The 23,482-nt window shown below is 42.0% G+C and carries 18 protein-coding genes, 6 tRNA genes, 1 rRNA gene and 2 pseudogenes; 5 read left to right on the forward strand and 22 right to left on the reverse strand.

Annotated elements, in window-relative coordinates:
- The 6 genes and pseudogenes from BC8716_RS05210 to BC8716_RS05235 form a co-directional block, all read right to left on the reverse strand.
- Nucleotides 1-1,290 carry a glycoside hydrolase family 140 protein gene (locus BC8716_RS05210; protein WP_094424255.1) on the reverse strand — a complete coding sequence of 430 codons (1,290 nt, stop codon included), beginning with the start codon at nucleotides 1,288-1,290 and terminating at the stop codon, nucleotides 1-3.
- A gap of 121 nt (nucleotides 1,291-1,411) precedes the next feature.
- A complete protein-coding gene (locus BC8716_RS05215; protein ID WP_094424256.1) occupies nucleotides 1,412-2,800 on the reverse strand; it encodes a PTS transporter subunit EIIC in 1,389 nt (462 codons plus the stop codon).
- 182 nt (nucleotides 2,801-2,982) lie between these two features.
- Nucleotides 2,983-4,467, reverse strand: a complete 1,485-nt coding sequence (gene glpK, locus BC8716_RS05220; protein WP_094424257.1) for a glycerol kinase GlpK — start codon at nucleotides 4,465-4,467, stop codon at nucleotides 2,983-2,985.
- Between the two features lie 10 nt (nucleotides 4,468-4,477).
- Nucleotides 4,478-5,445: pseudogene (locus BC8716_RS05225) on the reverse strand (transketolase family protein).
- Complete coding sequence (locus BC8716_RS05230) at nucleotides 5,442-6,272, reverse strand: transketolase (protein ID WP_094424258.1); 831 nt, start codon at nucleotides 6,270-6,272, stop codon at nucleotides 5,442-5,444. The pseudogene BC8716_RS05225 and the gene BC8716_RS05230 overlap by 4 nt, the downstream one beginning before the upstream one ends.
- 19 nt (nucleotides 6,273-6,291) lie before the next feature.
- A complete protein-coding gene (locus BC8716_RS05235) occupies nucleotides 6,292-7,728 on the reverse strand; it encodes an L-fucose/L-arabinose isomerase family protein (RefSeq protein WP_094424259.1) in 1,437 nt (478 codons plus the stop codon).
- 368 nt (nucleotides 7,729-8,096) lie between these two features.
- Here BC8716_RS05235 and BC8716_RS05240 point away from each other — a divergent pair, with 368 nt between their 5' ends.
- Nucleotides 8,097-9,131: a LacI family DNA-binding transcriptional regulator gene (locus BC8716_RS05240; protein WP_094424260.1), complete on the forward strand. Its 1,035-nt coding sequence runs from the start codon at nucleotides 8,097-8,099 to the stop codon at nucleotides 9,129-9,131.
- Between the two features lie 470 nt (nucleotides 9,132-9,601).
- Here BC8716_RS05240 and glmS read toward each other — a convergent pair whose 3' ends face one another.
- The 6 genes from glmS to sigW all read right to left on the reverse strand — a co-directional run bounded on the left by glmS (nucleotide 9,602) and on the right by sigW (nucleotide 16,650).
- On the reverse strand, nucleotides 9,602-11,404 hold the full coding sequence (gene glmS, locus BC8716_RS05245) for a glutamine--fructose-6-phosphate transaminase (isomerizing) (protein ID WP_094424261.1): 1,803 nt from the start codon (nucleotides 11,402-11,404) through the stop codon (nucleotides 9,602-9,604).
- A gap of 419 nt (nucleotides 11,405-11,823) precedes the next feature.
- Nucleotides 11,824-13,164: a phosphoglucosamine mutase gene (gene glmM / locus BC8716_RS05255; protein WP_094424263.1), complete on the reverse strand. Its 1,341-nt coding sequence runs from the start codon at nucleotides 13,162-13,164 to the stop codon at nucleotides 11,824-11,826.
- A gap of 36 nt (nucleotides 13,165-13,200) precedes the next feature.
- On the reverse strand, nucleotides 13,201-14,424 hold the full coding sequence (locus BC8716_RS05260) for a CdaR family protein (protein ID WP_094424264.1): 1,224 nt from the start codon (nucleotides 14,422-14,424) through the stop codon (nucleotides 13,201-13,203).
- Complete coding sequence (cdaA, locus tag BC8716_RS05265; protein WP_187427500.1) at nucleotides 14,417-15,232, reverse strand: diadenylate cyclase CdaA; 816 nt, start codon at nucleotides 15,230-15,232, stop codon at nucleotides 14,417-14,419. Before cdaA ends, BC8716_RS05260 begins: the two co-directional genes overlap by 8 nt.
- A gap of 170 nt (nucleotides 15,233-15,402) precedes the next feature.
- Nucleotides 15,403-16,068, reverse strand: coding sequence for an anti-sigma factor family protein (locus tag BC8716_RS05270; protein WP_094424266.1), 666 nt, complete (start codon nucleotides 16,066-16,068; stop codon nucleotides 15,403-15,405).
- Nucleotides 16,069-16,086: 18 nt separating this feature from the next.
- Entirely contained in the window at nucleotides 16,087-16,650 is a 564-nt protein-coding gene (gene sigW / locus BC8716_RS05275; protein WP_011245102.1) for an RNA polymerase sigma factor SigW, read from the reverse strand.
- A gap of 147 nt (nucleotides 16,651-16,797) precedes the next feature.
- Here sigW and BC8716_RS05280 point away from each other — a divergent pair, with 147 nt between their 5' ends.
- Nucleotides 16,798-16,983: an aspartyl-phosphate phosphatase Spo0E family protein gene (locus BC8716_RS05280; RefSeq protein ID WP_094424267.1), complete on the forward strand. Its 186-nt coding sequence runs from the start codon at nucleotides 16,798-16,800 to the stop codon at nucleotides 16,981-16,983.
- Between the two features lie 53 nt (nucleotides 16,984-17,036).
- On the opposite strand, the gene BC8716_RS05285 is transcribed toward BC8716_RS05280, so the two are convergent.
- The 7 genes from BC8716_RS05285 to BC8716_RS05315 all read right to left on the reverse strand — a co-directional run bounded on the left by BC8716_RS05285 (nucleotide 17,037) and on the right by BC8716_RS05315 (nucleotide 17,923).
- Nucleotides 17,037-17,109, reverse strand: a tRNA-Ala gene (locus tag BC8716_RS05285).
- Nucleotides 17,110-17,142: 33 nt separating this feature from the next.
- A tRNA-Lys gene (locus BC8716_RS05290) sits at nucleotides 17,143-17,215 on the reverse strand.
- A 3-nt stretch (nucleotides 17,216-17,218) separates the two neighbouring features.
- Nucleotides 17,219-17,293: transfer RNA gene (locus BC8716_RS05295), tRNA-Gln, on the reverse strand.
- Between the two features lie 12 nt (nucleotides 17,294-17,305).
- Nucleotides 17,306-17,390: transfer RNA gene (locus BC8716_RS05300), tRNA-Tyr, on the reverse strand.
- Nucleotides 17,391-17,413: 23 nt separating this feature from the next.
- Nucleotides 17,414-17,489, reverse strand: a tRNA-Val gene (locus tag BC8716_RS05305).
- Between the two features lie 178 nt (nucleotides 17,490-17,667).
- Nucleotides 17,668-17,783, reverse strand: a 5S ribosomal RNA gene (rrf, locus tag BC8716_RS05310).
- Nucleotides 17,784-17,851: 68 nt separating this feature from the next.
- Nucleotides 17,852-17,923, reverse strand: a tRNA-Glu gene (locus BC8716_RS05315).
- Between the two features lie 199 nt (nucleotides 17,924-18,122).
- On the opposite strand from BC8716_RS05315, the gene BC8716_RS05320 reads away from it, so the two are divergent.
- From BC8716_RS05320 to BC8716_RS05330, 3 genes are all read left to right on the forward strand, one after another.
- On the forward strand, nucleotides 18,123-18,293 hold the full coding sequence (locus BC8716_RS05320) for a YjcZ family sporulation protein (protein ID WP_094424268.1): 171 nt from the start codon (nucleotides 18,123-18,125) through the stop codon (nucleotides 18,291-18,293).
- 315 nt (nucleotides 18,294-18,608) lie between these two features.
- Nucleotides 18,609-20,180, forward strand: coding sequence for a glutathione ABC transporter substrate-binding protein (locus BC8716_RS05325; protein WP_157730358.1), 1,572 nt, complete (start codon nucleotides 18,609-18,611; stop codon nucleotides 20,178-20,180).
- 165 nt (nucleotides 20,181-20,345) lie between these two features.
- Entirely contained in the window at nucleotides 20,346-20,942 is a 597-nt protein-coding gene (locus BC8716_RS05330; RefSeq protein WP_254121127.1) for an SGNH/GDSL hydrolase family protein, read from the forward strand.
- A gap of 139 nt (nucleotides 20,943-21,081) precedes the next feature.
- On the opposite strand, the gene BC8716_RS05335 is transcribed toward BC8716_RS05330, so the two are convergent.
- From BC8716_RS05335 to BC8716_RS05345, 3 genes and pseudogenes are all read right to left on the reverse strand, one after another.
- Nucleotides 21,082-22,131 (reverse strand): 2,3-butanediol dehydrogenase, encoded by a 1,050-nt coding sequence (locus BC8716_RS05335; protein ID WP_073305849.1) that lies wholly within the window; start codon nucleotides 22,129-22,131, stop codon nucleotides 21,082-21,084.
- A gap of 210 nt (nucleotides 22,132-22,341) precedes the next feature.
- Nucleotides 22,342-22,890 (reverse strand): annotated as a pseudogene (locus tag BC8716_RS05340) (GNAT family N-acetyltransferase).
- 124 nt (nucleotides 22,891-23,014) lie between these two features.
- Nucleotides 23,015-23,482, reverse strand: coding sequence for a hypothetical protein (locus BC8716_RS05345; protein WP_073305846.1), 468 nt, complete (start codon nucleotides 23,480-23,482; stop codon nucleotides 23,015-23,017).

Raw genomic sequence — 23,482 nt, forward strand, 5'->3', positions numbered from 1 at the left:
TTAATCAAATCTTTTTTCACCAATTATGAGAACATCTGAGTCGAACATATGCATATCAATAATTGTTCGATTCTCTTCATATGACACATCGGCTTCTCCAAAACGTCTTTGTTCTAAATCTATGATCGTGAATTCATAATCTTCAAGAAGCTTGTCTAGCTTTAAAACTGTGTTAACAGGAACATAAATGGCAATTTTAGTTGAATCACTGTTACTCGCAACTCTAATTTCTTCTGTGTTTTTTAAGACGATATCCAGCGGTTGCAAGTCATAAAGATCATATAGTTTAAATACCTTCTTAGCGAAAGCATAATCCCAGGCACCTTCAAACTTTAATGCATCCTTCCAATCATAAGGTCTATCAAAAGCTTCGCCAATTAGTCCGAACCCTTTCCCCTTCTTATGCCAACTCCATATGCCGTGAGCCCCATAGGTAATACCTGCACTAGCACCAGATAATAAACTTTGCCATGCAGCTTTTCTGACATCAAACTGATTAAATCGTCCATATAAATTCCTGCTATAACCCATTTTTTCATAACAAGGCTCTGAATTAAGGGAAGGTCTTCTGACCGGCTTGTTGCTAAACCCTTCTGCAAGTTTGTACGTCATATTTTGGAATTGAGCGTTGTGCCCGGATTGAAACATATAAAAGTCTAATTTGTCACTATATAAAAACGCATCGGGTATTTCCTGCAATCTCCCTCTGATATGCAAAGTCGTTAGACAATGAGGGCTTAATCGCTTGATTGTGTTTAAAGCTAACGAGTAATATTCAATGGTCCGATCTGTTGGAAAATCAGTATCTCCACTTACCAAATAAATAGGATCATATTTAGAAAATCTACCATCAATATACTTTATATAATCCTCAACTAATTCCAGAGGCATATTATTTACATCACTAATCTCAGATCCCCATGTATCTGGAACATAGTTACACCACAATAGTACGAGTGCTGGTACAAACCCTTTTTCTACCGCCATTGCAACCATCTTTTCAGCACGTTCAAAGTAAGTATCATTTCTCTTGTAAAAGTTGAAGGAACCGTCATCCTTGTATTCAAACGGTTTGATATTCAAAGACGTTTCACTAGCATCCCATTGTTGGAGAATGTTGATTTGAAGAACATTAAAGCCTTGGATCTTTCTATAATTAAGGTAATCTTCCCATTCCTCCAAAGTCGTATTGGTAAATGCACTCCACACCGTGTCAGCTAAGAAAAAGAATTTGTCCCCTTTTTCCGTTTCTAAATGTCGTTTGTTTTTTGAAACTGTTAATTTTGTCAAATCATTCCCTCCCAATTCAAAGAGAAGAGAAAATAGTGTGTCATCAACTATTCTCCCTCAAATAGTGTTCCTTAAAGATAGGATATCACCGAAAACAAATTAAGTTGTTGTCTTCATTGTGTTATGTTACTTTTTTATCATGTTTTAATTGCATTTTTTGGTTATACCCAAATAGGTAAGTCAAGATAAATGCAATTGTCAAAGCGGCAATCAGTGAAATGACAAATCCATAAAATTCTGAGGTAACACCTTTCGGATCAATAAACATCGGGATACCAAAAACACCACCTGAAGCAAATCCTCCATACATCTTCCCGCTAAAAAATCCTGCGATTGCGCCACCTACACCGCCGCCAATACACGCCATAATAAATGGCCGTTTCAGCGGTAAGTTAACCCCATAAATTGCAGGTTCTGTAATACCTAAAAATCCAGATAATGTAGCTGTTGTTGATAACGTTTTCATTTTGGTTTCTTTTGTTTTTAATGCAACAGCCAAAGCTGAACCAGTTTGAGCAAAAACAGTACAATACAATAAAGCATTAATAGGATCGAAGCCCATTGTTGTTATATTATTTATGAAAATTGGAATAAAAGCCCAATGCAGTCCAAATATAACCGCTATTTGCCATATTCCAGCAAGAACTAAGCCTGTAATAGCAGGGCTTAATGAATACAAAGCCATAGCCCCTTTAGCTAACAATTCACTAGCATATACAGAAATCGGCCCTATTACAATAAATGATAAAGGAACGATGATTACTAATATGATTAAAGGAACAAAAATTAATTGCAGTGCCTTTGGAATTGCTTGAAGAAGCAATTTCTCCAATTTGGCTATAATGAATGCAGCCAGAATAATCGGTATAACTGATTGCGTATAATTCATTAAGACAACAGGGATCTGAAGAAAAGTTAACGCTTCACCAGCATTATACATTTCCAACATCGTAGGATAAACAAGCGCAGCCCCGATAGTAGCTGTTATATATTGATTCGTTTTAAATGTTTTACCGGCTGAGAATCCAAGTAAAATGGGCAGGAAATAAAAGAATGCATCTGAAGCAGCAAATAAAATCTTGTAAACGCCCATTTCCTCTGATATCCAACCAAGTACTGTTAAAGCAACCAAAAACCCTTTTAAAATACCAGCAGCGGCTAATACCCCCATTACAGGCATAAATATTCCGGACATCAGTGATACAAACTTGCTAAACATCCCCCCTTCTTCTTCAACCGTTTCATCTATCTCTTCAGCAGTTTCTTTTCCGAGTAATTTGGATACTTCAGCATAAACATTGGAAACTTGATTACCAATTACAACTTGGTACTGTCCACCGCTTATTACAACTGTCATTACTCCAGGCAAATTTTTTATCACTTCTGTTTTCGCAAGAGATTGATCTTTAAGCTTGAACCTTAAGCGCGTCACACAGTGTATCACGCTGTTAATATTCTCTTTACCGCCTACCTCTTGGATAATTTGTCTCGCAAGCTTTTCATTATTCAAATTCCAGACCTCCAATCCAGTATTCACCAATACCTCTACATTCGTAAGACAAAAACCTGTCCACTCTTCCTCACCTGTACAGAAAGTTGAAATTTTTCTACGATGTCGCTCATACAATGACTATACACCTACAAGGTTAAGTCGTCGCTCACCCCCTTTGGTATCGGAGTTAACAGAACCATTTAGGTTAAAAGTGCGTGAATTGCATTTTTCCATTCTGAATAGAACTTTTCTCTTTTTTTTGGACTCATTTTCGGCTCAAAAATATGTTGTTCATTCCTTAGTTGGTCAATCACTTCGATAGAATCCCATAAACGTATGCCGAGCCCACCAAGGTATGCAGAACCTAGAGCCGATAACTCGGAAACATTTGAGACGATCACTCTAATTCCAAGTACATCAGATAGAAATTGCATTAAAAATGCATTTGTTGTTGCACCGCCATCGACTTTTAATTCTTTTACAGCTACATTCGTATCTTGATAGATAAGCTGTACAACGTCTTTTACCTGGTACACGATACTCTCTAATCCTGCTCTTATAATGTGAGATTTGTTCGTGTTTCTGCTCATACCCGTAATACCAGCCCGTGTATTTGGACTCCAATAAGGCGCACCTAGTCCAACAAATGCAGGTACTAAATATACGCCACCATTATCCTCCAACATAGCCGCCAATGTTTCAGCTTCAGAGAAATCATCGAATAAAGTTAAATCCTCTTTCATCCACTTCATAATGTCACCTGTCGTATGGATGATTCCTTCGGAAGCATACGTAACCTCTCCATTAAGACCCCAAGCTATGGAAGTAACCAAACCGTCTTTCGCATCTACGTGTTCTTCTGTATACACCATTACCGATGTTCCTGTCCCAAAAGTAGCTTTTGCCATACCTTTATCAAAACACCGTTGTGCAAACAGAGCTGCTTGAGAATCACCTATAATCCCCGATACAGGAATCTTAGGGATGAATAATTCTCTATCTTCTATGAACCCATATACTTCATCAGAAAATTTCACTTCAGGTAACATTAATTTTGGTATATCAAAAATATCAAGCAATTCATCATCCCAATTTAAGGAATTAATATTAAATAGTAGTGTTCTACTCGCATTTGTTACGTCTGTAGCGTGAACGCTCCCAGTTGTCAGCTTCCATAACAACCAGCTATCCATTGTTCCGAGTAAAAGGTCGCCATTTTCCGCCCTCTCTCGTGCACCTGTAATATTATCTAGAATCCACTTTACTTTAGTCGCAGAGAAGTAAGGATCAATCGTTAGACCAGTCTTCGAATGAATCTTTTCTTCATATCCTTCCTGTTTCAGAAATGTACATATAGAAGTAGTTCTCCGACATTGCCATACGATTGCGTTATAAACCGGCTCTCCCGTTTGCTTGTCCCAAACAATAACCGTCTCGCGCTGATTTGTTATTGTAAGGGCTTTTAGTTTGCTAATTATTGTTTGATTGGATTCAGCTATTGCATTAATTACTTCCTTTACACGTTCATATATCTCAATCGGGTCATGTTCCACCCAACCCGATTGAGGATATATTTGCTTGTGGCTTCCTGTCTTTTTTGCTACAACATTGCCTTGTTGATCGACAATAAGCGCTTTTGTGCCAGATGTGCTCTGGTCTATAACAAGAATGTATTGGTCATCCATTTTAACAACCTCACTCGTTACCAATCATTTCTTTAGCGATAGTAGAAACATTTGGAGCACTCAAGCCATAATGTTCAAACACTTCTTTTGTATTGCCTGTTATCGCTGGTTCATCCGGAATGCCAATGATTTTGATAGGAACAGGGTAATTTTGTGAAATCACTTCTGAAACGGCAGAACCAAGTCCGCCATAAATACTATGTTCCTCTATCGTAATGATTCGTGCCGTTTCTTTAGCTGCTTTTATAACAGCTTTCTCATCTAGCGGCTTGATCGTATGCATATTTAATACTCTGCAAGCAATCCCTTCTGATTTAAGTAAATAAGCTGCATCAAGTGCAATGCGTACAGTTTCTCCCGATGCAATGATGGTTAGATCGTTTCCTTCATGCATCGTAACTGCCTTGCCAATTTCAAAATCGTAATTCTCATTTATATAAGAATCCTCCACAGGGTTTCTGCCAATTCTCATATAAACAGGTGTATGATAATCCACTAAGGCTTCGGTCATTTTTTTGGCTTCATGACGATCAGCAGGCATCATGACGTGTAAATCCGGTATGGCTCTGGTCACGGCCAAATCTTGTAGGGAGTGATGTGACATACCAAGCGCTCCATAACTCACACCGCCGCTAATTCCAATTAACTTAACATTCGTTCTTGAGTAAGCAATATCAACTTTAATCTGCTCTATGCTTCGCATGCTTAGAAAACAGGCCGGAGAAGCTACAAACGGCTTTTTTCCAGACGCCGCCAAGCCGGCTGCAATCCCTACTAAGTTTTGCTCTGCTATTCCTACTTCTACCAGTTGGTCTGGCAGCGCATCTGCGATTGACGCCATGGATGCTGAACCTCTGGAATCACTTGTTAATACTAAAATGTCTTTATTTTTTTTGCCAAATGTAGCAGAGTATCACTGATGACTTTCCGGTTTGCAATCTTATTTCCAGGTTTCTTTTTAAGTGCTGCATGATTCATGATAATACCTCCAATTGCTCAGAAAGTTCCTTCATTGCTAATTCATACTCTTTTTTAGTTGGAACGTGATGGTGCCAACCAGCCACATTTTCTGCCAGTGATATGCCCTTCCCTTTAATTGTGTTGGCAAGAATGATTGTAGGTTTTCCAATCGTCTTGGGCACTTCATTTAGAACTCTTACTAGTTCAGCTACATCATTGCCATCAACTTCAACCACACTCCAACCAAAGCTTTCCCACTTTTTATCAAGTGGTTCATTATTCATAACATCGCTTGTACGACCAGTGATTTGCAATCTATTTCTATCAATGATTCCAATTAAGTTGTCTAGCTTATATTGTGATGCAGCCATAGCGGCTTCCCAAACAGAGCCTTCTGCTAGCTCACCATCCCCCATTAATGTGAAAACTCTATAGGATTTATGATCCTGCTTAGCGGCTAAAGCCATTCCCACCGATATTGATAATCCGTGCCCTAATGACCCAGTGTTCATCTCCACGCCTGAAACCTTATTATTCGGATGTCCTATTAATCTAGACTTGAATTTAGAAAACGTTTTTAATTCTTCTTTTGGGAAAAACCCCCTATCAGCTAATACCGCCCAATAAGATTCAACGGCATGACCTTTACTCTGAATATAACGATCCCTATCTTCCCATGTTGGATTTTGCGGGTCGACATTCATCACACTATAGTAAAGAACTGTTAAAATATCAGTGTTTGATAAGGATGAGCCTGTATGACCTGTACCAGCTTCATAAATTGTTTCAAGCAACAACTTTCTGATCTCAACAGCTTTACGCTTCAAAAATTTTATATCCTCCATAAATCTCCCTCCAATTGCATTATTCATTAATGTCACTGCCACGCAACCAAGCTTGAATCTCTTCTGTTGTAGGATCCACAGGGTCTGGTGTTAAACCAGGTATATATTGACACGCTTCATATATAACGGGTATGACATTGGCATGAATTCCAGTTGAATGGTGAATATATGGACCTTTAACTAATTTTTCTTCCCATAGCGGCCAATCATTCACTTCTACCCATACATACGACCCTCTTGAATATGGCCCTTCAATTCCTTTAGCTTTCCCTAAAAAAATGGAATACTCTCCATGGTCACCATCAAAGCGCGCGATTGTCATCTCCCCGCCTTTTATCTCCCCTTCATGCGTACCAGGTGAATGATCTTCAAATAAAAAGTGTTTATTTAACTTAGGCTTCTCTTCCACACTTAGGGAAACCGGAAAATTTCCACAATGGAATAGCAACTCTCCATTTGGATTTTCAGGGTGTCTAATTGTAATATCTGCAAAAAAAGTTGGTAACGTGTTCAAAGTTGCTGCTTGAACCATAATGGATGTGATTGCACCATGAATATCTGTTTCGCAAGTAACTGGGATTTGTTCATCAGTTAAGATTGCATTTGCCAAACAAGGCATAATTCCAATGATGTCTTGTAATGTAGACCAGCATTGAATAGCAATAGCTGAGCTGCCTGTTTCTTCGGCATATCGCTTCATCGCAACTTTTAGTGAAGCAATACGACGAATGTATTTTTCTTCAACCATGCTCCAGTCAAGTGTTTCTTTAATATAGTCGATCGCTTGATCTAACTCTGCACTTCCTTCTTCCTCAACTTTTAACGTTTTTTGCTTTATTTCATCTAAGGTAATCGGGTAAATTTGGATCCCGAACTTTTCCAGCAATTCCCCTTCATTACATATCACTGACCAAAAATCAGAAGGTCTGGTTGAGATTTGAAGGATTCGGAGCTGTTTAAATTGCTTCACAACATTCGCGGCACCGATAAAATTTTTAAATCCTCTTTCAAAGACTTTAGAATCAACAGCACTGTTTGTTATATAAGTAAACGGTACGTTAAACCTGCGAAGCACCTTGCCTGTTGCAAAGATTCCACATTGCGTATCCCGCAGTCGCATCCCATTTTCCAGTGGAGCCTCATCTCTCGGTCCCCATATTAATATAGGTTTATCGACTGCTTTGGCAATTTTGGCCACAAGATCTTCCGTACCAAAATTACAATGCGGAAAAAATAATGCATCTACACCCTTAGATTGAAATCGATTTACAATCGCAGCTTCATCTGAACGATTATATAGTAGACCTTCGTCATTGATTCCTTCTAAATCGACAATTTCTATTTCCAATCCAAAACTCTTTATTTTCTTTATTATCAACTCTTTGTATTTATATGCGTCTTCTTTACTAAACACGAATCTCCGTGTTGGAGCAAAGCCCAACTTTAGCTTATCCATATTACTCCCCCCACAATTTTAACTTTAATACTCCTAAACAAAAGTAAACAAAAAACTAAAAAAACGATGAAAATCTAATAAAACCGGATTAATACGAGTTAGTTATCGAGATTAGAGTATCACCCTAACTAAACCGAAGTCAACACATTTATATAAAATTTACATTTATTTTTTATACAATGTAACCGTTTTAATTTAGTTATGTTTAGTCATTTTTAAACTTAAACCTTTTTATTTTAGTATGTTTTACCTGATTAGATGCCTATTTCAACAAGTTTGACATCACTAAATTCTTCCACTAAACTATGTATAAATAAGTTATTAGAATGATACAGGACATCTCAATTAATTTAAGTTGGAGGATATAGATGAAGATTGATGACATTGCAAAAATTGCCAAGGTCTCCAAGTCCGCCGTTTCATTGGCTTTAAATGGAAAGCCTGGTGTCAGTCAAGAAACGAGAGAAAGAATTTTAAAAATCGCAGAAAAGCACGATTATAACCCAAGACCTTTTTCAAAAGCACCCAACAATAACAAATCAAAGATTTTCCGTTTTGTCGCATGTACACATACCGGAATTATCACTGATCAATATCAATCTCAATCTTTTTTTATGGAGTTAATTAATAATATAGATCAATCTATTACCTCAAAAGGATATTCTTTAATCATTTCCTCAATCAATGTTGACTCATTGGAGCAAGAAATAACTAACCTAGAGAAACAGCAACGTTCTTCTGGAATATTAATGCTAGGAACAAACTTAACTGAAGAGCAAATCAAAGCTGTAGCTAAATTGCAACCAAATTTGATTGTTTTAGATACATGCTTTGAAACCTTAGATGTTAGCTTTATAGTAATGAATAATGCTTTGGGGGCCTATCAAGCGGGGGAATATCTTGTAGGATTAGGTCATAAAAAGATTGGCTATGTTGAATCTAACTCTAGAATGTACAATTTTAATATGAGAAAAAGAGGGTTCCAAAAAGTCATTTCAGAAAACAATTTAATGATCAAGCCTGAACACATATTTCAAATGTCACCTACCGATGTCTCTGTTCAAGAAGCGTTCAAGCAATCGATATTGAATTTAAAAGGCAACTTGCCTACAGCCTTATTTTGTGAATGCGACTACATGGCGATTAGCGTAATCAAAACACTTAACGATTTAAACTTAACCGTTCCTGAAGATATATCAGTCATTGGTTTCGATAATATTACTGAGTCAAAAATAATAAGTCCAGAATTAACGACGATCCATGTAAAGAAAGATAAAATTTCATCACTTGCTGTCGAGAAGTTAACTAGAGAAATAGATCACAATGAAGATGTTAAAATGAAAATCTTTGTCGACACTGAACTTATTGTTAGAAAATCTTGTTGTTCACAAAACGGAACGTGAAAAAAGGGATTGATTTAAAATGAATCTCTTCTATAGCATTGAACTTCGGATAGTGCATCTATCCCCGTTTAGTCCCCCTTTTAGCAAACTGTAGCCAGTTCGAGCAATGTTATCGGCAAAGTGCGCCATGCCTGGTATGCGAAACACTTTATTGATGCCTCGCTACGGAAAAGCCGATGGTAAATATGCAGGGATCAACAAACATTGGCGATTCCACTTTATTTTTTTAATTCGGGAAATAATTGACCAAAATTTTTCTCGTGCCTGCCACGGGGCACGGGCCTCAATACACGGTAAATATTCTACAACCTAAAAGGTTTTATATGTAAATCGTTTATAATCTATCCCATTCCCCTTTTAAATGTTCTTTGTTCACCTACAAAAAACACCCCTTTGGCTAAGCATAACCAAAGGGGTGAACCTTCACGATTTTTTAAAAACCAGATTTCTCATTCAGGATAACAACAACCCTACTCCACCGTCACGCTCTTCGCTAAGTTCCGTGGTTTGTCGACGTCGCAGCCTCTGTGCAGCGCGGCATAGTAGGCAATCAGCTGTGTCGGAATGACCGAGACAAGTGGCGTCAGCAATTCGTGTACGCGCGGCAAGACAACCGCATCGCCTTCTTGGTCTAAACCTTCCATCGAAATGATCGCTGTGGCTGCTCCTCGGCTTGCGACTTCTTGCACATTGCCACGAATGCTTAAGTTGACATGCTCTTGCGTAGCGAGGGCAATGACAGGCGTTCCGTCTTCAATAAGCGCGATGGTGCCATGCTTCAGTTCGCCGCCGGCAAATCCTTCTGCTTGAATATAGGAAATCTCTTTTAACTTCAATGCCCCTTCAAGGGCCACGAAGTAATCGGATGTACGGCCGATAAAGAATGCATTGCGTGTCACGGATAAGTAATCGCGGGCAATTTGTTCCATTTCGTCTTTTTGGTTGCAGAGCGACTCCATTGCATTGGCAGCGATGGCTAGCTCTTGCAGCAAATCAAAATCAAGCGTTTTTCCTGCTGCGTTGGCTACATCAACAGCAAGCAAGGCGAGAACAGCAATTTGTGCTGTGTATGCTTTTGTAGAAGCGACAGCTATTTCTGGCCCTGCAAACGTGTGCAGCGTATAATCGGCTTCACGGGAAAGCGTCGATCCTGGCACATTTGTAATTGTAAGCGTGCGGTGGCCTTGTTTTTTGACGTTCACGAGCACGCCGCGGGAATCAGCAGTTTCGCCGCTTTGTGAAATAAAGACAAAGAGTGGTTTTTCAGATAAGAGCGGCATATTGTACAAAAATTCGCTCGCAATATGCACTTCTGTCGGTTTGCCGGAAACGCGTTCGAGCAGCTGTTTTCCAACTAGGCCAGCATGGTAGCTTGTTCCTGCTGCAACAATGTAAATCCGGTCGCTTTCTTTCATTGCTGCGCGGATGTCTTCATCGAGGCGCGTGCTGCCATCTTCGTGTTGGTACTTTTGGATGATGTTGCGAATGACGAATGGTTGTTCATCAATCTCTTTTAGCATAAAGTGGGCGTATGTGCCTTTTTCAATGTCGCTTACATCAAGCTCGGCTGTGTAAGGCTTGCGCTCTTGCACATCACCGGCCAATGTTTTGATTTCAATGCGATCGCGTCTGACTATCACGAGCTCTTCATCCATGATTTCAATAAACTGATCAGTGACAGTAAGCATCGCCATTGCGTCTGAGGCAACGACATTCGCATTTTCGCCAACACCAACTAAAAGCGGGCTCTTGTTTTTTCCGACAAAAATCGTGTCTGGGTCGTCCTTATCAAGAAGAGCAATCGCATAAGAGCCCTTCATAAGCGAGAGCGCTTTGCTGACAGCTTCTTCGGTTGTAAGTCCTTCCCCAGCCAATTGTTCAATAAACTGAACAATCACTTCCGTGTCCGTATCGCTTTTTAGCTGTACATCGGCTAAATAATCGCGCTTAATTTGCTCGTAGTTTTCAATGACACCATTGTGTACGAGCGTATACCGTTCTGTTGCGCTTTGATGAGGGTGTGCGTTTAATTGGCTTGGGACGCCATGAGTCGCCCAGCGCGTATGCCCGATTCCGACTGTTGAGTGGACATTTTCATCAACAGCCTTGCGCAATGTGGCGATTCGGCCCTTTTCCTTAAACACCTCGGTACCGCTTTCTGTCCGGACTGCAATGCCAGCGGAGTCGTAGCCCCGGTATTCCAGTTTTTCCAGACCACTTAGCAAGATTTCCTTTGCATCCTCATTTCCGATGTACCCAACAATTCCACACATATTTTTCGTATCCTCCCGCAGTGGGAGCATCGACCTGCAGGGGCAGACGTGCCCCCACTCTTTGAATTTGTTGCGTGCTGCTTTTGTTTTTGTGCAACAGGTCACCCCATTGTTTTGACAAAAGCTTGCGGCTGTCACACGCAGCCGGAGGGAACCCGCCGAAAGTTCGATTAGCCCTCTCCTCGTCAACTGGCATCGTGCCAGTCCTGGCGCTTTGGTGTATGAAATTCATACAAGACTCATAATAAAGGAATGGAGAATTGCCGTCAATCGATTTCATAGGTTCTCCACAATTTTAAAATATGCACCTGTTTCGTTCGGCGGAACGGTTTGTTATTCAAAAGGGCAAAACAGCACTTGTTCTAGCGGAAATTTGGCTACATAAAAAAGCATTGCCATATTGCGGCAATGCTTTTTTATCAAGCTCCAAGCTGTTCTTTTACGACATCGACAATTTGGTTGGCGTATTGTTGGCACAACTCATCGGTTTTGGCTTCGACCATCACCCGCACAAGTGGTTCGGTGCCAGACGGGCGTACGAGGATCCGGCCTTCGCCAGCCATTGCCTCCTCCACACGTTGGATTTCTTGTTGGACGAGGGCATTGTTTTTAACTGCATCTTTATCCGTGACGCGGACGTTGATTAAGCATTGGGGGAATGTTTTCATACCTGCGGCAAGTTCGGACAAAGGCTTCCCTGTTTGTTTCATAATGTTTAAAAGCTGCACGCCTGTAAGCAAGCCATCGCCTGTCGTGTTGTAATCAAGAAAAATAATATGGCCAGACTGTTCGCCGCCAAGATTGTAATTTCCTTTACGCATTTCCTCCATCACATACCGGTCGCCTACAGCCGTCTGCTTCGTCTCGATTTGTTTTTCCTCGAGTGCTTTGTAAAAACCGAGATTGCTCATTACAGTGGTGACAACCGTGTTGTTGTTCAGGCGCCCTTGTTCTTTCAAGTAGGAAGCGATAATATACATAATCTTGTCGCCGTCCACAATTTCGCCCTTTTCATTGACTGCGATCAAACGATCGGCATCGCCGTCAAACGCCAGGCCTACATCTGCCTGTTTTTCCACAACTAGCTTTGCCAGCTCTTCAGGATGGGTCGAGCCGCAGCATGCATTAATATTGGTTCCGTTTGGCGAAGAGCCCATCGACGATATATCTGCGTCCAGATCAGCCAGTACGTGCGTAGCTAGCGATGAGGCAGCACCGTTGGCACAGTCAATGGCGACGTGGATTCCTTCAAAACCGCCCTCAACCGTTTGTTTTAAAAACTGCATGTATTTCTGGGCGCCCTCAAAATAGTCATTTAACTGACCGACATCGCCACCAACCGGACGAGGCATCGTATCTTCGCCGTCAATGAGTGCTTCTATTTCCTCTTCTTGTGAATCAAGCAGCTTAAATCCGTCAGACCCGAAAAATTTAATGCCATTGTCTTCAACCGGATTATGAGAAGCGGAAATCATAATTCCCGCAGTTGCGCTCAGTTGTTTGGTCAGGAACGCAACGCCAGGGGTTGAAATGACTCCAAGGCGCATAACTTCAGCGCCAATTGAAAGCAAACCAGCCACTAGGGAAGCCTCAAGCATTTCTCCAGAAATACGCGTATCCCGGCCAATCAACACCTTAGGTTGCGCCGCCTCTTTCGTTAGCACATAACCGCCAGCGCGCCCTAACTTAAACGCGAGTTCAGGCGTAAGCTCTGAATTGGCTACCCCCCTGACGCCATCTGTCCCAAAATATTTACCCATGATTGATCGCTCCTTCTTTATGCGTTCTCATTGCTTTCACTCTTCGAATTGCAACATCGCCTCATCGTCTAGTTCGAAGCGGATATGCGGCGGCCCACTTACCGATATAGGAAGCGACTGTTCTCCTTTATAGGAACCACTCGCATCCACCTGCAATTGTATATCGTTCATGCTCAAACGATCTAGCCTGGCTTTAGTCCCAAATGCTGTTACTGGGACTGCCGATGGCTGGTCTGCTGCGAAACGGACAGTGCCCTCTGCACCGACAATTTCAATCGGCACGTCGGAAAACGCTTGCCTTTCTTCCTTTCCGACACTAAAGTGGACACGGACTTCTTTCGGTTCAATTCGTTCAGCATCCTTCGGTGTTTTCAGTTTTGCCGTTACCTCGCCATTTTCTTCAACTTTGCTTAAGTCAACTGGCTCGCTCTCTACGAACTCAATATCTTCTAGAACGTCAGCCGGCCCATAAACGGTTACTTCGTTAGGTTCAATCGTCACTTCATCAATGCTGATTCCGTCTGGCAACTCGTTCTCCTTTATCATTTTCACTGGCACAAGTTTATTTGGGCTCGTGATTGGCACTGTCACCGAAACAAAATTAGGGTCTGCTTCAATCTCCAGTTCTTGCCCTGACTCATCGTAAAAATGGACAGGGTACTCATCTTCAACCGTTTCTTTAACCCCTTCAAGGTCTACGAACACTTTGGCTTCTTCAATTTGGTCAATCGTGTCTCCATCTGCGGTCACTTCTACATTCACTGGGTTGGCGATTGGCGAACCAGCAGCAAACTCGTCTCCTAGTTCGCTTTCGTTCTCAAGCTCCACACGCACCGGGATGGAGGCCGTTTGTTTTTCTTTTAAAGTAATGCGAACTACTTGAGGCTGCGTTGTTACTGACAAATCGCTCGGAAAATTGCGTGTGTTGACGGCTAGCACATGTTCCCCTTCAGTAGTTACATCAGTCGCGTCCACAAACACTTCTGTCGACCGGTTGCTTGTCAACTGGAATAGCGAAATCGACACTTGCGAACCTTGGAGCTGCACACTCACTGTTTCCGGTTGGTCAACTAGTTCAAAACGTGTTTCATCATAAAACACTTCAAGTGGTTGGTCTTCAATTGTATAAGGAGCGTTGGTAACTTCAGGCAAAAGAGAAGGGGTGCCGACATTATCTTGATTAACCATAATAAATAACATCAATGCAATAAAGAAAGCCAGAATCCGCACAAACCAAATGCTATTAAACAGTTTATCCATTTTTTCTAACACCCCACTGCCAGCGGTGTTCAGAAGAAGTAGCGCGAAGCAAGTTCTGCTCAAGCATCTCCCTCAACTGTTCTTCGCTTAAGTTACGGTAGAGCGTGCCGCTTTTTGATATCGATATGCCTCCCGTTTCCTCGGAGACAATCAATGTTAAACAATCCGTTACTTCACTAATCCCGAGAGCGGCACGGTGGCGCGTCCCTAGTTCTTTTGAAATCGTATTATCTTCAGACAGAGGCAAATAACAGCCTGCGGCCAAAATTTTATCGTTCTTGATGACAACGGCGCCATCGTGCAACGGTGTATTAGGAATAAAAATATTAATCAACAACTCCGAAGTAAGGACAGCCTGCATCGGAATCCCAGTCTCCGCGTAATCGTTTAAGCCAGTTTCCTTTTCAATCGACACGAGCGCGCCAATGCGTCGCTTCCCCATATAAGAAGTCGCTTTAACGAGGGCATCAATGGTCGTTTGCATCGAATCATTTTTAGGAGCTGAACGGCTTGTAAACAGGCGGCTTCTTCCGAGTTGTTCCAACCCCCTGCGCAATTCAGGCTGAAAGATAATAATGATCGCCAGCAATCCAAACGTAGCGGTTTGCTTGGTAATGAACTCCAATGTGCTCAACCCTAGAAAGTTGCTGACAAACCATATCATAAAAATGACAGCGATCCCTTTGACCAACTGTACAGCCCGAGTGCCGCGAATAATCATAATGAGTTTATACACAACATATGTAACAAGCAAAATGTCGACAATTTGGCCAATGTAAGCAAGCCATGGCAAATTTTCGAAGTCTATCGTAAACATGTATGCCCCTCCATGTTTAATCGTCTAGTCCTACCTTTGACAAGTCCAGCGCATCTTAAACGAAACGCAGTGCCAAACGTAACAAGTATACACCGATCCACGCGAAATAGAAAGGGAGTTCCCGCTTTACGACAGGAACTCCATTATTTTTCATGCTTCTTCTAATTGTCGGTAGAATGTGGGTCGTCTTCTCCTGCATCGAAAACGGCGACAACTTCACTAAAAAACTCTTTCATATTGTACCACGCCCAAGACAGGGCTTTGTCGACTTCCTCAATTTCCCCTGTTACTTGATTGGGCGAAGCGTAAAGTGCGTCTCTGTTGAAACGGCTATTAATGAGAAGGACATTGCCGCGCACTTCCCCTTCAAGCACGAGTGTGCCATTTCGGACAACCAAGTCACCATCAATCACTTCGCCTTCGGGCACAACGACGACGCCTGCTTCTTTATCAATCACAAACGGCCCGTTCCCTGATACGGCAATTCCGTCGGTGGTATGGCTCCATGCGGAAAAAAAGGCAGCTGACATCATAATGAGGAATATCGCTGCTGCAACCAAGATTGGATGACGTTTTGCTTTTAGCTTCCATTTTGCTGTTTTTTTCGTCTTAGGCAATTTCGCCATAACGCCGGCAGTAAACCCGTCAGGTGCCTCTATATGAGAAGAACTTTGGATAAACGCAATGGATTTCTTCAGTTCTTGCAAATGCTCTCTGCATGACGGGCACGATTGCAAATGAGCATAAAGTTCCTCTTTCTGCTCTTTTGTCGCATCTCCGTCTAAATAAATGTGTATCAATTCATCGTGAGAATGACAGGTTTTCATCTTGTCACCCCTTTACATTTATAAGTGCCGCATACGTTTACGCAGCGCTTCACGCCCCCGATGAATCCGCGTTTTAACGGTGGCTACAGGCATATCCATAATCTCGCTAATTTCTTTTAACGATAGATCCTCTAAATACTTAAGCACGATGGCCGTACGATATTTAATAGGAAGCTGGTTAATCTCTGATTGTATCCACTCTTGAAGCTCCATTTTCACAACCTGGTCTTCAGGCAGTTCATCTGTTGCCGCAAGTTGGGATTCATAGGTCACTTCCTCCATCCCTTTTACCGCATCTTGCAAATGCATGTCGGGCTTCCGCTTCCGCAAACGGTCAATTGACACATTGGTTGTAATGCGGAACAACCAAGTCGAGAACTTTCGAGTGGTATCAAATTTATCTAAGTTGGTATAAGCACGCAAAAACGCCTCTTGGGCGATATCTTGGGCTTCATGGACGTGGCCGACCATTCTATAGGCAACTTGGTACACTTTGTCTTTGTAGAGGTCTACCAATTCGGCGAAAGCCTGCTCATCCCCTTGTTTGATGTCTGCAATTAATCGATTCGTTAACGAGTCCATTTCATCCCCTACCTAAATTAAACATACGGAACTCACTGACAGATGGTTTCGTGTAATCTAATCATAACACGAAAAAATATCTTTTTTTAAAAAAGAAGGAATTTTGTCCTAAACCGAGTAATGTAATTTAGAAAGGGAGGGAAGGATATGGCAAATGCGCATGACATTCACCCACTGTCGCGTTCGATTGAAGACACACGGACGCAACTTAATGATTCGGCTGCTGCTTATCCGCTCAGCTCACCGCACATTTTAACGATCAGTCAGAAACTCGACGCTCTACTAAATGAATACTCCAATCTTTCTGCAAAAAAACCGCATAAACGCGTATAAACCGATTTTCAACATAAAAAGAGCAGCCTATACAGGCCGCTCTTTTCTATAAGTGGAGCCTAGCGGGATCGAACCGCTGACCTCCTGCGTGCAAAGCAGGCGCTCTCCCAGCTGAGCTAAGGCCCCAATAAAAAACGGCTTTCGCCGTCTTTACAGAAGTGAGCCATGAAGGACTCGAACCTTCGACCCTCTGATTAAAAGTCAGATGCTCTACCAACTGAGCTAATGGCTCTAATGGCTGGGCTAGCTGGATTCGAACCAGCGCGTCACGGAATCAAAATCCGTTGCCTTACCGCTTGGCCATAGCCCAACAAAAGATAAATGGTGGAGGGGGACGGATTCGAACCGCCGAACCCGGAGGGAGCGGATTTACAGTCCGCCGCGTTTAGCCACTTCGCTACCCCTCCACGAAAGAAAGACAATATGAACATGGTGGAGGATGACGGGATCGAACCGCCGACCCTCTGCTTGTAAGGCAGATGCTCTCCCAGCTGAGCTAATCCTCCATTTTGACTGCAGATAAGCGGCGAATTTCTTCGTCTAATTCGTGATTCTCTGTCAGTCACGTACGCTTGTACGCTCCTTCCTTCGAACACTTCTTATCCTCGACCTTTTTGCTTCTCTTTGTCAAACAATGATGTTGAGGAGCCTCGTTTTATAATAGAGGCATATCTATGAAAAATGGTCCGGCAGCGTTCTACTCTCGCAAGGGGAAGCCCCTAACTACCATCGACGCTAAAGAGCTTAACGACCGTGTTCGGCATGGGAACGGGTGTGACCTCTTTGCCATTGCCACCGAACTTAAAAAGGCAAGTGAAAAGCAAGGAGTTGAGAAGCCAACTTCTTGCTTTGCCTTCTACTCATAAAATGACCCGTACGGGATTCGAACCCGTGTTACCGCCGTGAAAGGGCGGTGTCTTAACCGCTTGACCAACGGGCCTCCTGACTGACAAATAATATGATAACAAACGTTTTTTTAGATTGCAACTGTTTTTTTCAATTTATTATTGCTCTAATAGAATAGCCGAAAAGGGCTCGTTTTATTCGCTGAGGTTTTACCGTGAAAGCCCAGTTTTGTCGCCAAAATTGGATTGACGCATAAGGTATATTATTCCTAATTGTAAAGGTGGTGTACACGCATGGGTTACTATGGCGGAGGCTACGGCGGCTACGACGGCGGCTATGGCTACGGTCCAGCTGGCGGCGGTTACGGTGGCGGCTGCGGCGGCTATGGCTACGGTGGCGGTTTTGCGCTAATTGTTGTGCTTTTCATCCTTCTTATCATCATTGGCGCAGCTTACGTTAAATAATTGTGCAACCACAACGTTTAAAGAGCAGGCTAAAGGATGCCTGTTCTTTTTCCTTCGTTGGTTCCTAATATTTCGCTGCACCAACACAAAACGATCGAATTGCAAAAGACACACTGCCCTTCCTGAAAAACATAGGCTTGCGACCGTTTTTTACTAGTGAACGCCTAGGCAAAGCGTATGATTTGTTTGCCTAAATACCTATACATATAAATAGGCAGTCGACAAAACCAATGCGTTGACAGATAATTTAAACACATGTATATTAAACATAGTTTTTTCATCGGTTTACAGCATTTTTACAAAAGGAGACAACTTATGCCACACATCACGAAGTTAGCCATAGCTACGTCTATTGCCACTGTATTGGCTTTAGGCGCATGCACCAATGATGCAAGCCAGAGTCCCAGTGAAGAAAATCGCTTTATTGAATACGGCATAGCAACCGACATTCGTCCACTTGACCCCCATACACAGAACATTGTCATCAATTGGCGTGTCGGTGCCAATATATACGACCGCTTAATTGAACAAGATGAAAACTTGGAATTGCAACCGAGTTTGGCCACAGACTGGAAAATGCTCGATGAGTTAACGTGGGAATTCTCTTTAAGAGAAGACGTCGTTTTTCATGATGGAAATGTGTTTGATGCAGAGGCTGTAAAAGCAAATTTCGAACGCAATCTAGCGGAGGAAACAGCGTCTCCGACTGCATACTTGTTTCAAGCTGTCGAAGAAGTAGAAGTCATTGATCCAGCTACCGTCCGCTTTCATTTAAACGCTCCGTTTGCTTCATTGCCAGCGCATTTATCACACCACGGAGCTTCTATCATTAGTCCTGAAGTGATAGCCGAGGACAACGAAGCAGTTGCCAACGGAGAAGCACCAGGGTCTGTCGTAAGCGAAAAGCCAATTGGCACAGGCCCTTTCCAATTTGAATCTTGGACACCTGACGAAGAGCTTGTCCTCATAGCAAATGATGATTATTGGGGTGGTGCCCCGCAAGTAGCTGGCGTTCGTTTCACCGTCATTCCAGACGCTGCTACACGTTTAGCCAATCTACAATCAGGCAATTCCGACGTTATTGATGCCGTTTCGCCAAGTAGCATGGCCGAAATCGAAGAAAACTCAGACATAAATGTAATCGAAGTGGAGTCAACCTACGTTAACTTCCTTGCCTTTAACACCAATGAAGCCCCGTTTGATGACGTACGGGTACGCCAAGCTTTTGCCAAGGCGATTGATAAAAATGAAATTTTTGAGGGCATCGTAAACGGCTACGGCTCTATCGCAAACAGCCCGCTTTCGCCGTTTGATTTTGGTTTTACGGAAATAGACGGCCTTTCCTTTGACCCGGATGAAGCGAAAGCTTTGCTCGCAGAAGCAGGGTATGGAGAAGGCGATCTCGATGTTACATTAACTGTCAGCACAGAAGGAGATCAAGTTAACATCGCTACGTACATCCAGCATGCGTTAGCGGAAATTGGCGTCAATGTGGAAATTGAGCAAATCGAATTTGCTACATTTGTCGAGTATACAGGCGAAGGCAAAGCGCAAATGTTCCTTTTAGGACGTTCTAGCCCAACAGGCGATGGTTACAACGGTTTCTTTACGATTTTGCATTCCAATAAACAAACGAGCAACCAACTTCGCTATCCTTATGCAAACCAAGATCTCGACCAACTCATCGATGCAACGTTGGCGGCTGAAGATGAAGCAGAAAGAAGTGCTTATTTCAAAGAAGCCCAACAATTAGTTGCAGAGGAAGTACCATTTCATTTCCTCTACTACCCTTCAACTTTGACTGGGGTAAGCAATGAACTAGAAGGCGTAAACGTAATTCCAACAGGAGTCGTTTTCCTAAAGGATGCTGCTTTTACAAACGATTAAAATCACTCGGATAGCTGAGCATCTCTTTGTTTAGCTATCCTTTATTATTCGAGTGTTTGATATTTCACGCTTCGTTATTTTCATATTTTTCTGTTATACTAACATCGTCATGATGATAGCCTTTACCTAGCTCATTACTTTTGAACAAAGAAAGGATCTGTGCTTATGAAACTAGTATGCTTTGGCGATAGCATTACTGCTGGCCACGAAGGGTTAAACGAACCAATGTTATCCGCATTTCTTAAAAAGAAATTGCCACCAACGGTTGAAATCATAAACGCTGGCGTTTCTGGAGACACAACCGTTCAAGCTTTAGCACGAATTGAAACCGATGTCATTAGCCATCAACCTGATCTTGTAACCGTGTTGTTTGGAGCTAATGACGTAGCCACCCATAAGCGAGTGAAACAAGACGAATTTACTCATAATATCGACAAAATCGCTAGCCTCATTTCGCCAAAGAAGACCATTTTGATTACCCCTGCTCCTGTCGATGAATCACTTGAACAAAACAGAACAAACGAAGCACTCAAGGCATACAGCGATTGCATCAAGGAAGTAGCACAAAGGCGCAACTGTCATTTCATTGACTTTTTTACTACCTTCTTTTCAAAGCCAGATTATCAATGGCGCTTAAAAGGCACGAGGGATGACGGCTTGCATTTTGGTGAAAAAGGCTACGACTTGCTTTCTGATTTAATTGCAGAAAAAATTGCTTCCCTTACGAAAGCAGGAAGCGTTTTTAAACAATCGGGCAACTGATCAATATCCAAAAACAAAAAGTGCCCCCCTTACTTGTTTGAATAAGGGGGGCATTTTATCTTATTCTGTTCTATCACGAGAAGCCATTCAAGCCTCGACTTGCTCCATTTCAGGGAATGACCTTCCCCAATAAACTCTCTTATTTCTCGCCGCTAAGTTTCACGAGAATTTTAGCCTGGCGTTTATCGTTTGTTAACACTTCAAACCCAGACTCTACAATATTCTCTAGCTCAATCCGGTCGGTTATAACGCCTTTCGGATTTAAGGCTCCCTCTGCCATTAAATCAATGGTCGTTTGGAATACTTCCGGTTCATAAGCCAAAGTGGACGTAATCTTAACGCCACTGCCCGTAATATCCATCGGATTGAACTCAATCGGTTTGGCAAAAATGGAAACAACGACGACGATTCCCCGTGATCTGGCTACTTGGATAGACTGGTTAAATGTTACATTTACGCCAGCCACTTCAAAGCTTACATCGACCCCATCTGGGACAAGGCTTTTCACTTTTTCAACGGGATCGACTTCGCCAGAATTAAATGTATGGGTGGCGCCGACTAGCCGTGCTTTTTCCAGCCTTTCTTCCGATAAATCAAAAACAATGATTTTGCTGGCGCCTGCAGCTTTAGCAGCAATAATGGTAAACAAACCAATTGGTCCCGCCCCAAAGACGGCGACTGATTGTCCAAATTTAAAATCGGCTTCTTTTACCGCTTGCACCGCCACCGCCATCGGTTCAACGAGTGCTCCTTCTTCCAATGTTAAGTTATCAGGCAATTTATATACATTTTTCTCTGGGATCACTGCAAAATCAGCAAACCCTCCATCTGTAGCAAGACCAGCAAACGAGAAACCATCATAGAGATCAACTGAAGCGGGCTTGTTTCCGTAGGTAAAGAGTGGATTGATGACGACACGGTCCCCCTTCTGAAAGGATTTGACCTCCGTTCCTACTTCCTCAATCACACCGGCAAATTCATGCCCTAATGTAAGGGGAGGTTCGCCGCCAGTAATAGGATCAGGCTCTCCTTTTGGGATAATCACCGGACCGTGCAAGTATTCGTGAAGATCACTTCCGCAAATACCAGCCCACGCTACACGCACTTTTACGTCACGGGCGCCTAGTTTCGCAGGTTCTCTTTCCTCTACACGGATATCTTTCTCTTTGTACCATACGGCTGCTCTCATCAAGAACATCTCCTTATTATGCTATGGTGTTTTGTTTACACCTTTATAATAGCACTGTAAAAGGAAAAATGGTCATTATAACGGAAATGTCCACTAAATCTCCTTATGTATTTAAAAACCTTTCATTGATTTTTTCTATATATTTCGCTTACAAAATGATTGGTTTTAGTTCTAAACTTCAGCATTTGCTCGCTTCGATTAAAGGAAATCTTATTTAGGAGGATTGATCATTCCATAACAAACAATGTCCTCAAAAGCATCGATTTTATAAATATGTTCTTTTAACGTTCCTTCATATTCCATTCCACACTTTTCCATGACTTTCCCAGACGCAGGATTTGTTTTGAAATAGCGTCCATAAACACGGTGATAATGCTTTTCTTTAAAAGCAAATTCAATAATCGCTTTGGCAGCCTCCGTTCCGTACCCCTTTCCCCAATAAGGTTCTCCTATCCAGTAACCGATTTCGCCGTTTTTATGTTGCTTATCGTTTGTAATGGCAATGGCACCATACAGCTGCCCGCTCTCTTTATCCGTTATAGCAAATTCATATAACTAGTCTAATTCAAAGTTTTGCTCATGATTCGCTATCCATGAAAGGGCGCATTCGATTGAATATGGATAGGGCAAATGTAAAGTGCTCTTATAAAGGTTATAATTATTGCACAGCTCAACGACATTCTGGGCATCTGCCTCTGTAAACAAACGCAAACGCAATCTCTCTGTCGTGATTGTTCTATCCCCACGATTATAGGCCATGTAGTCCATCCCCCTATGATTGTCCTTCATCTTGAGTCTTCTTGGTACTGAAATGAAAGAGTCATGCTCGTTGACACTCCATCCTTGCCAAGGAGGCTCTGATTGTTTCACCCCTCTTATAATATTAATCATCGAGTAAGTCTTTGTTTTTTTTATAAGATCGATGTAAAGAAAACATATTTAATAAGAACATCAAGATAAACGCTATTACGCCTAGGCCTGCCATAGTTAAGAAATCTCCAATTGTTTTTGGAAGACCAGTTACCAAAATGGAAAGTAGAGAAAATATAAAACCGAAAGTGATTGAACTGCCTACTATCTTTCTTCTTTCACTTTGGAAATCAGCGCTAGTAGCTACATTAGCAAATTCTGTACCACTACCGACATAACCTATTAGAACATATGTGATCGATACAACAACAGGAATAAATAATCCTATTGAAGCATCCATATTCAAAGAGAAGAAAGTTTCTGCCAATATGAACACAACACTTATAAAAATACTTATTACAAAACCCTCTGCTAAAAAATTTAAAAGCTTTCGCTGTTTATATTCATCGTTCGGAAATAAATCTTTTATCCAAGACCTCAT

The sequence above is a fragment of the Shouchella clausii genome (genome assembly GCF_002250115.1).
Taxonomy (GTDB): Bacteria; Bacillota; Bacilli; order Bacillales; family Bacillaceae_D; genus Shouchella; species Shouchella clausii.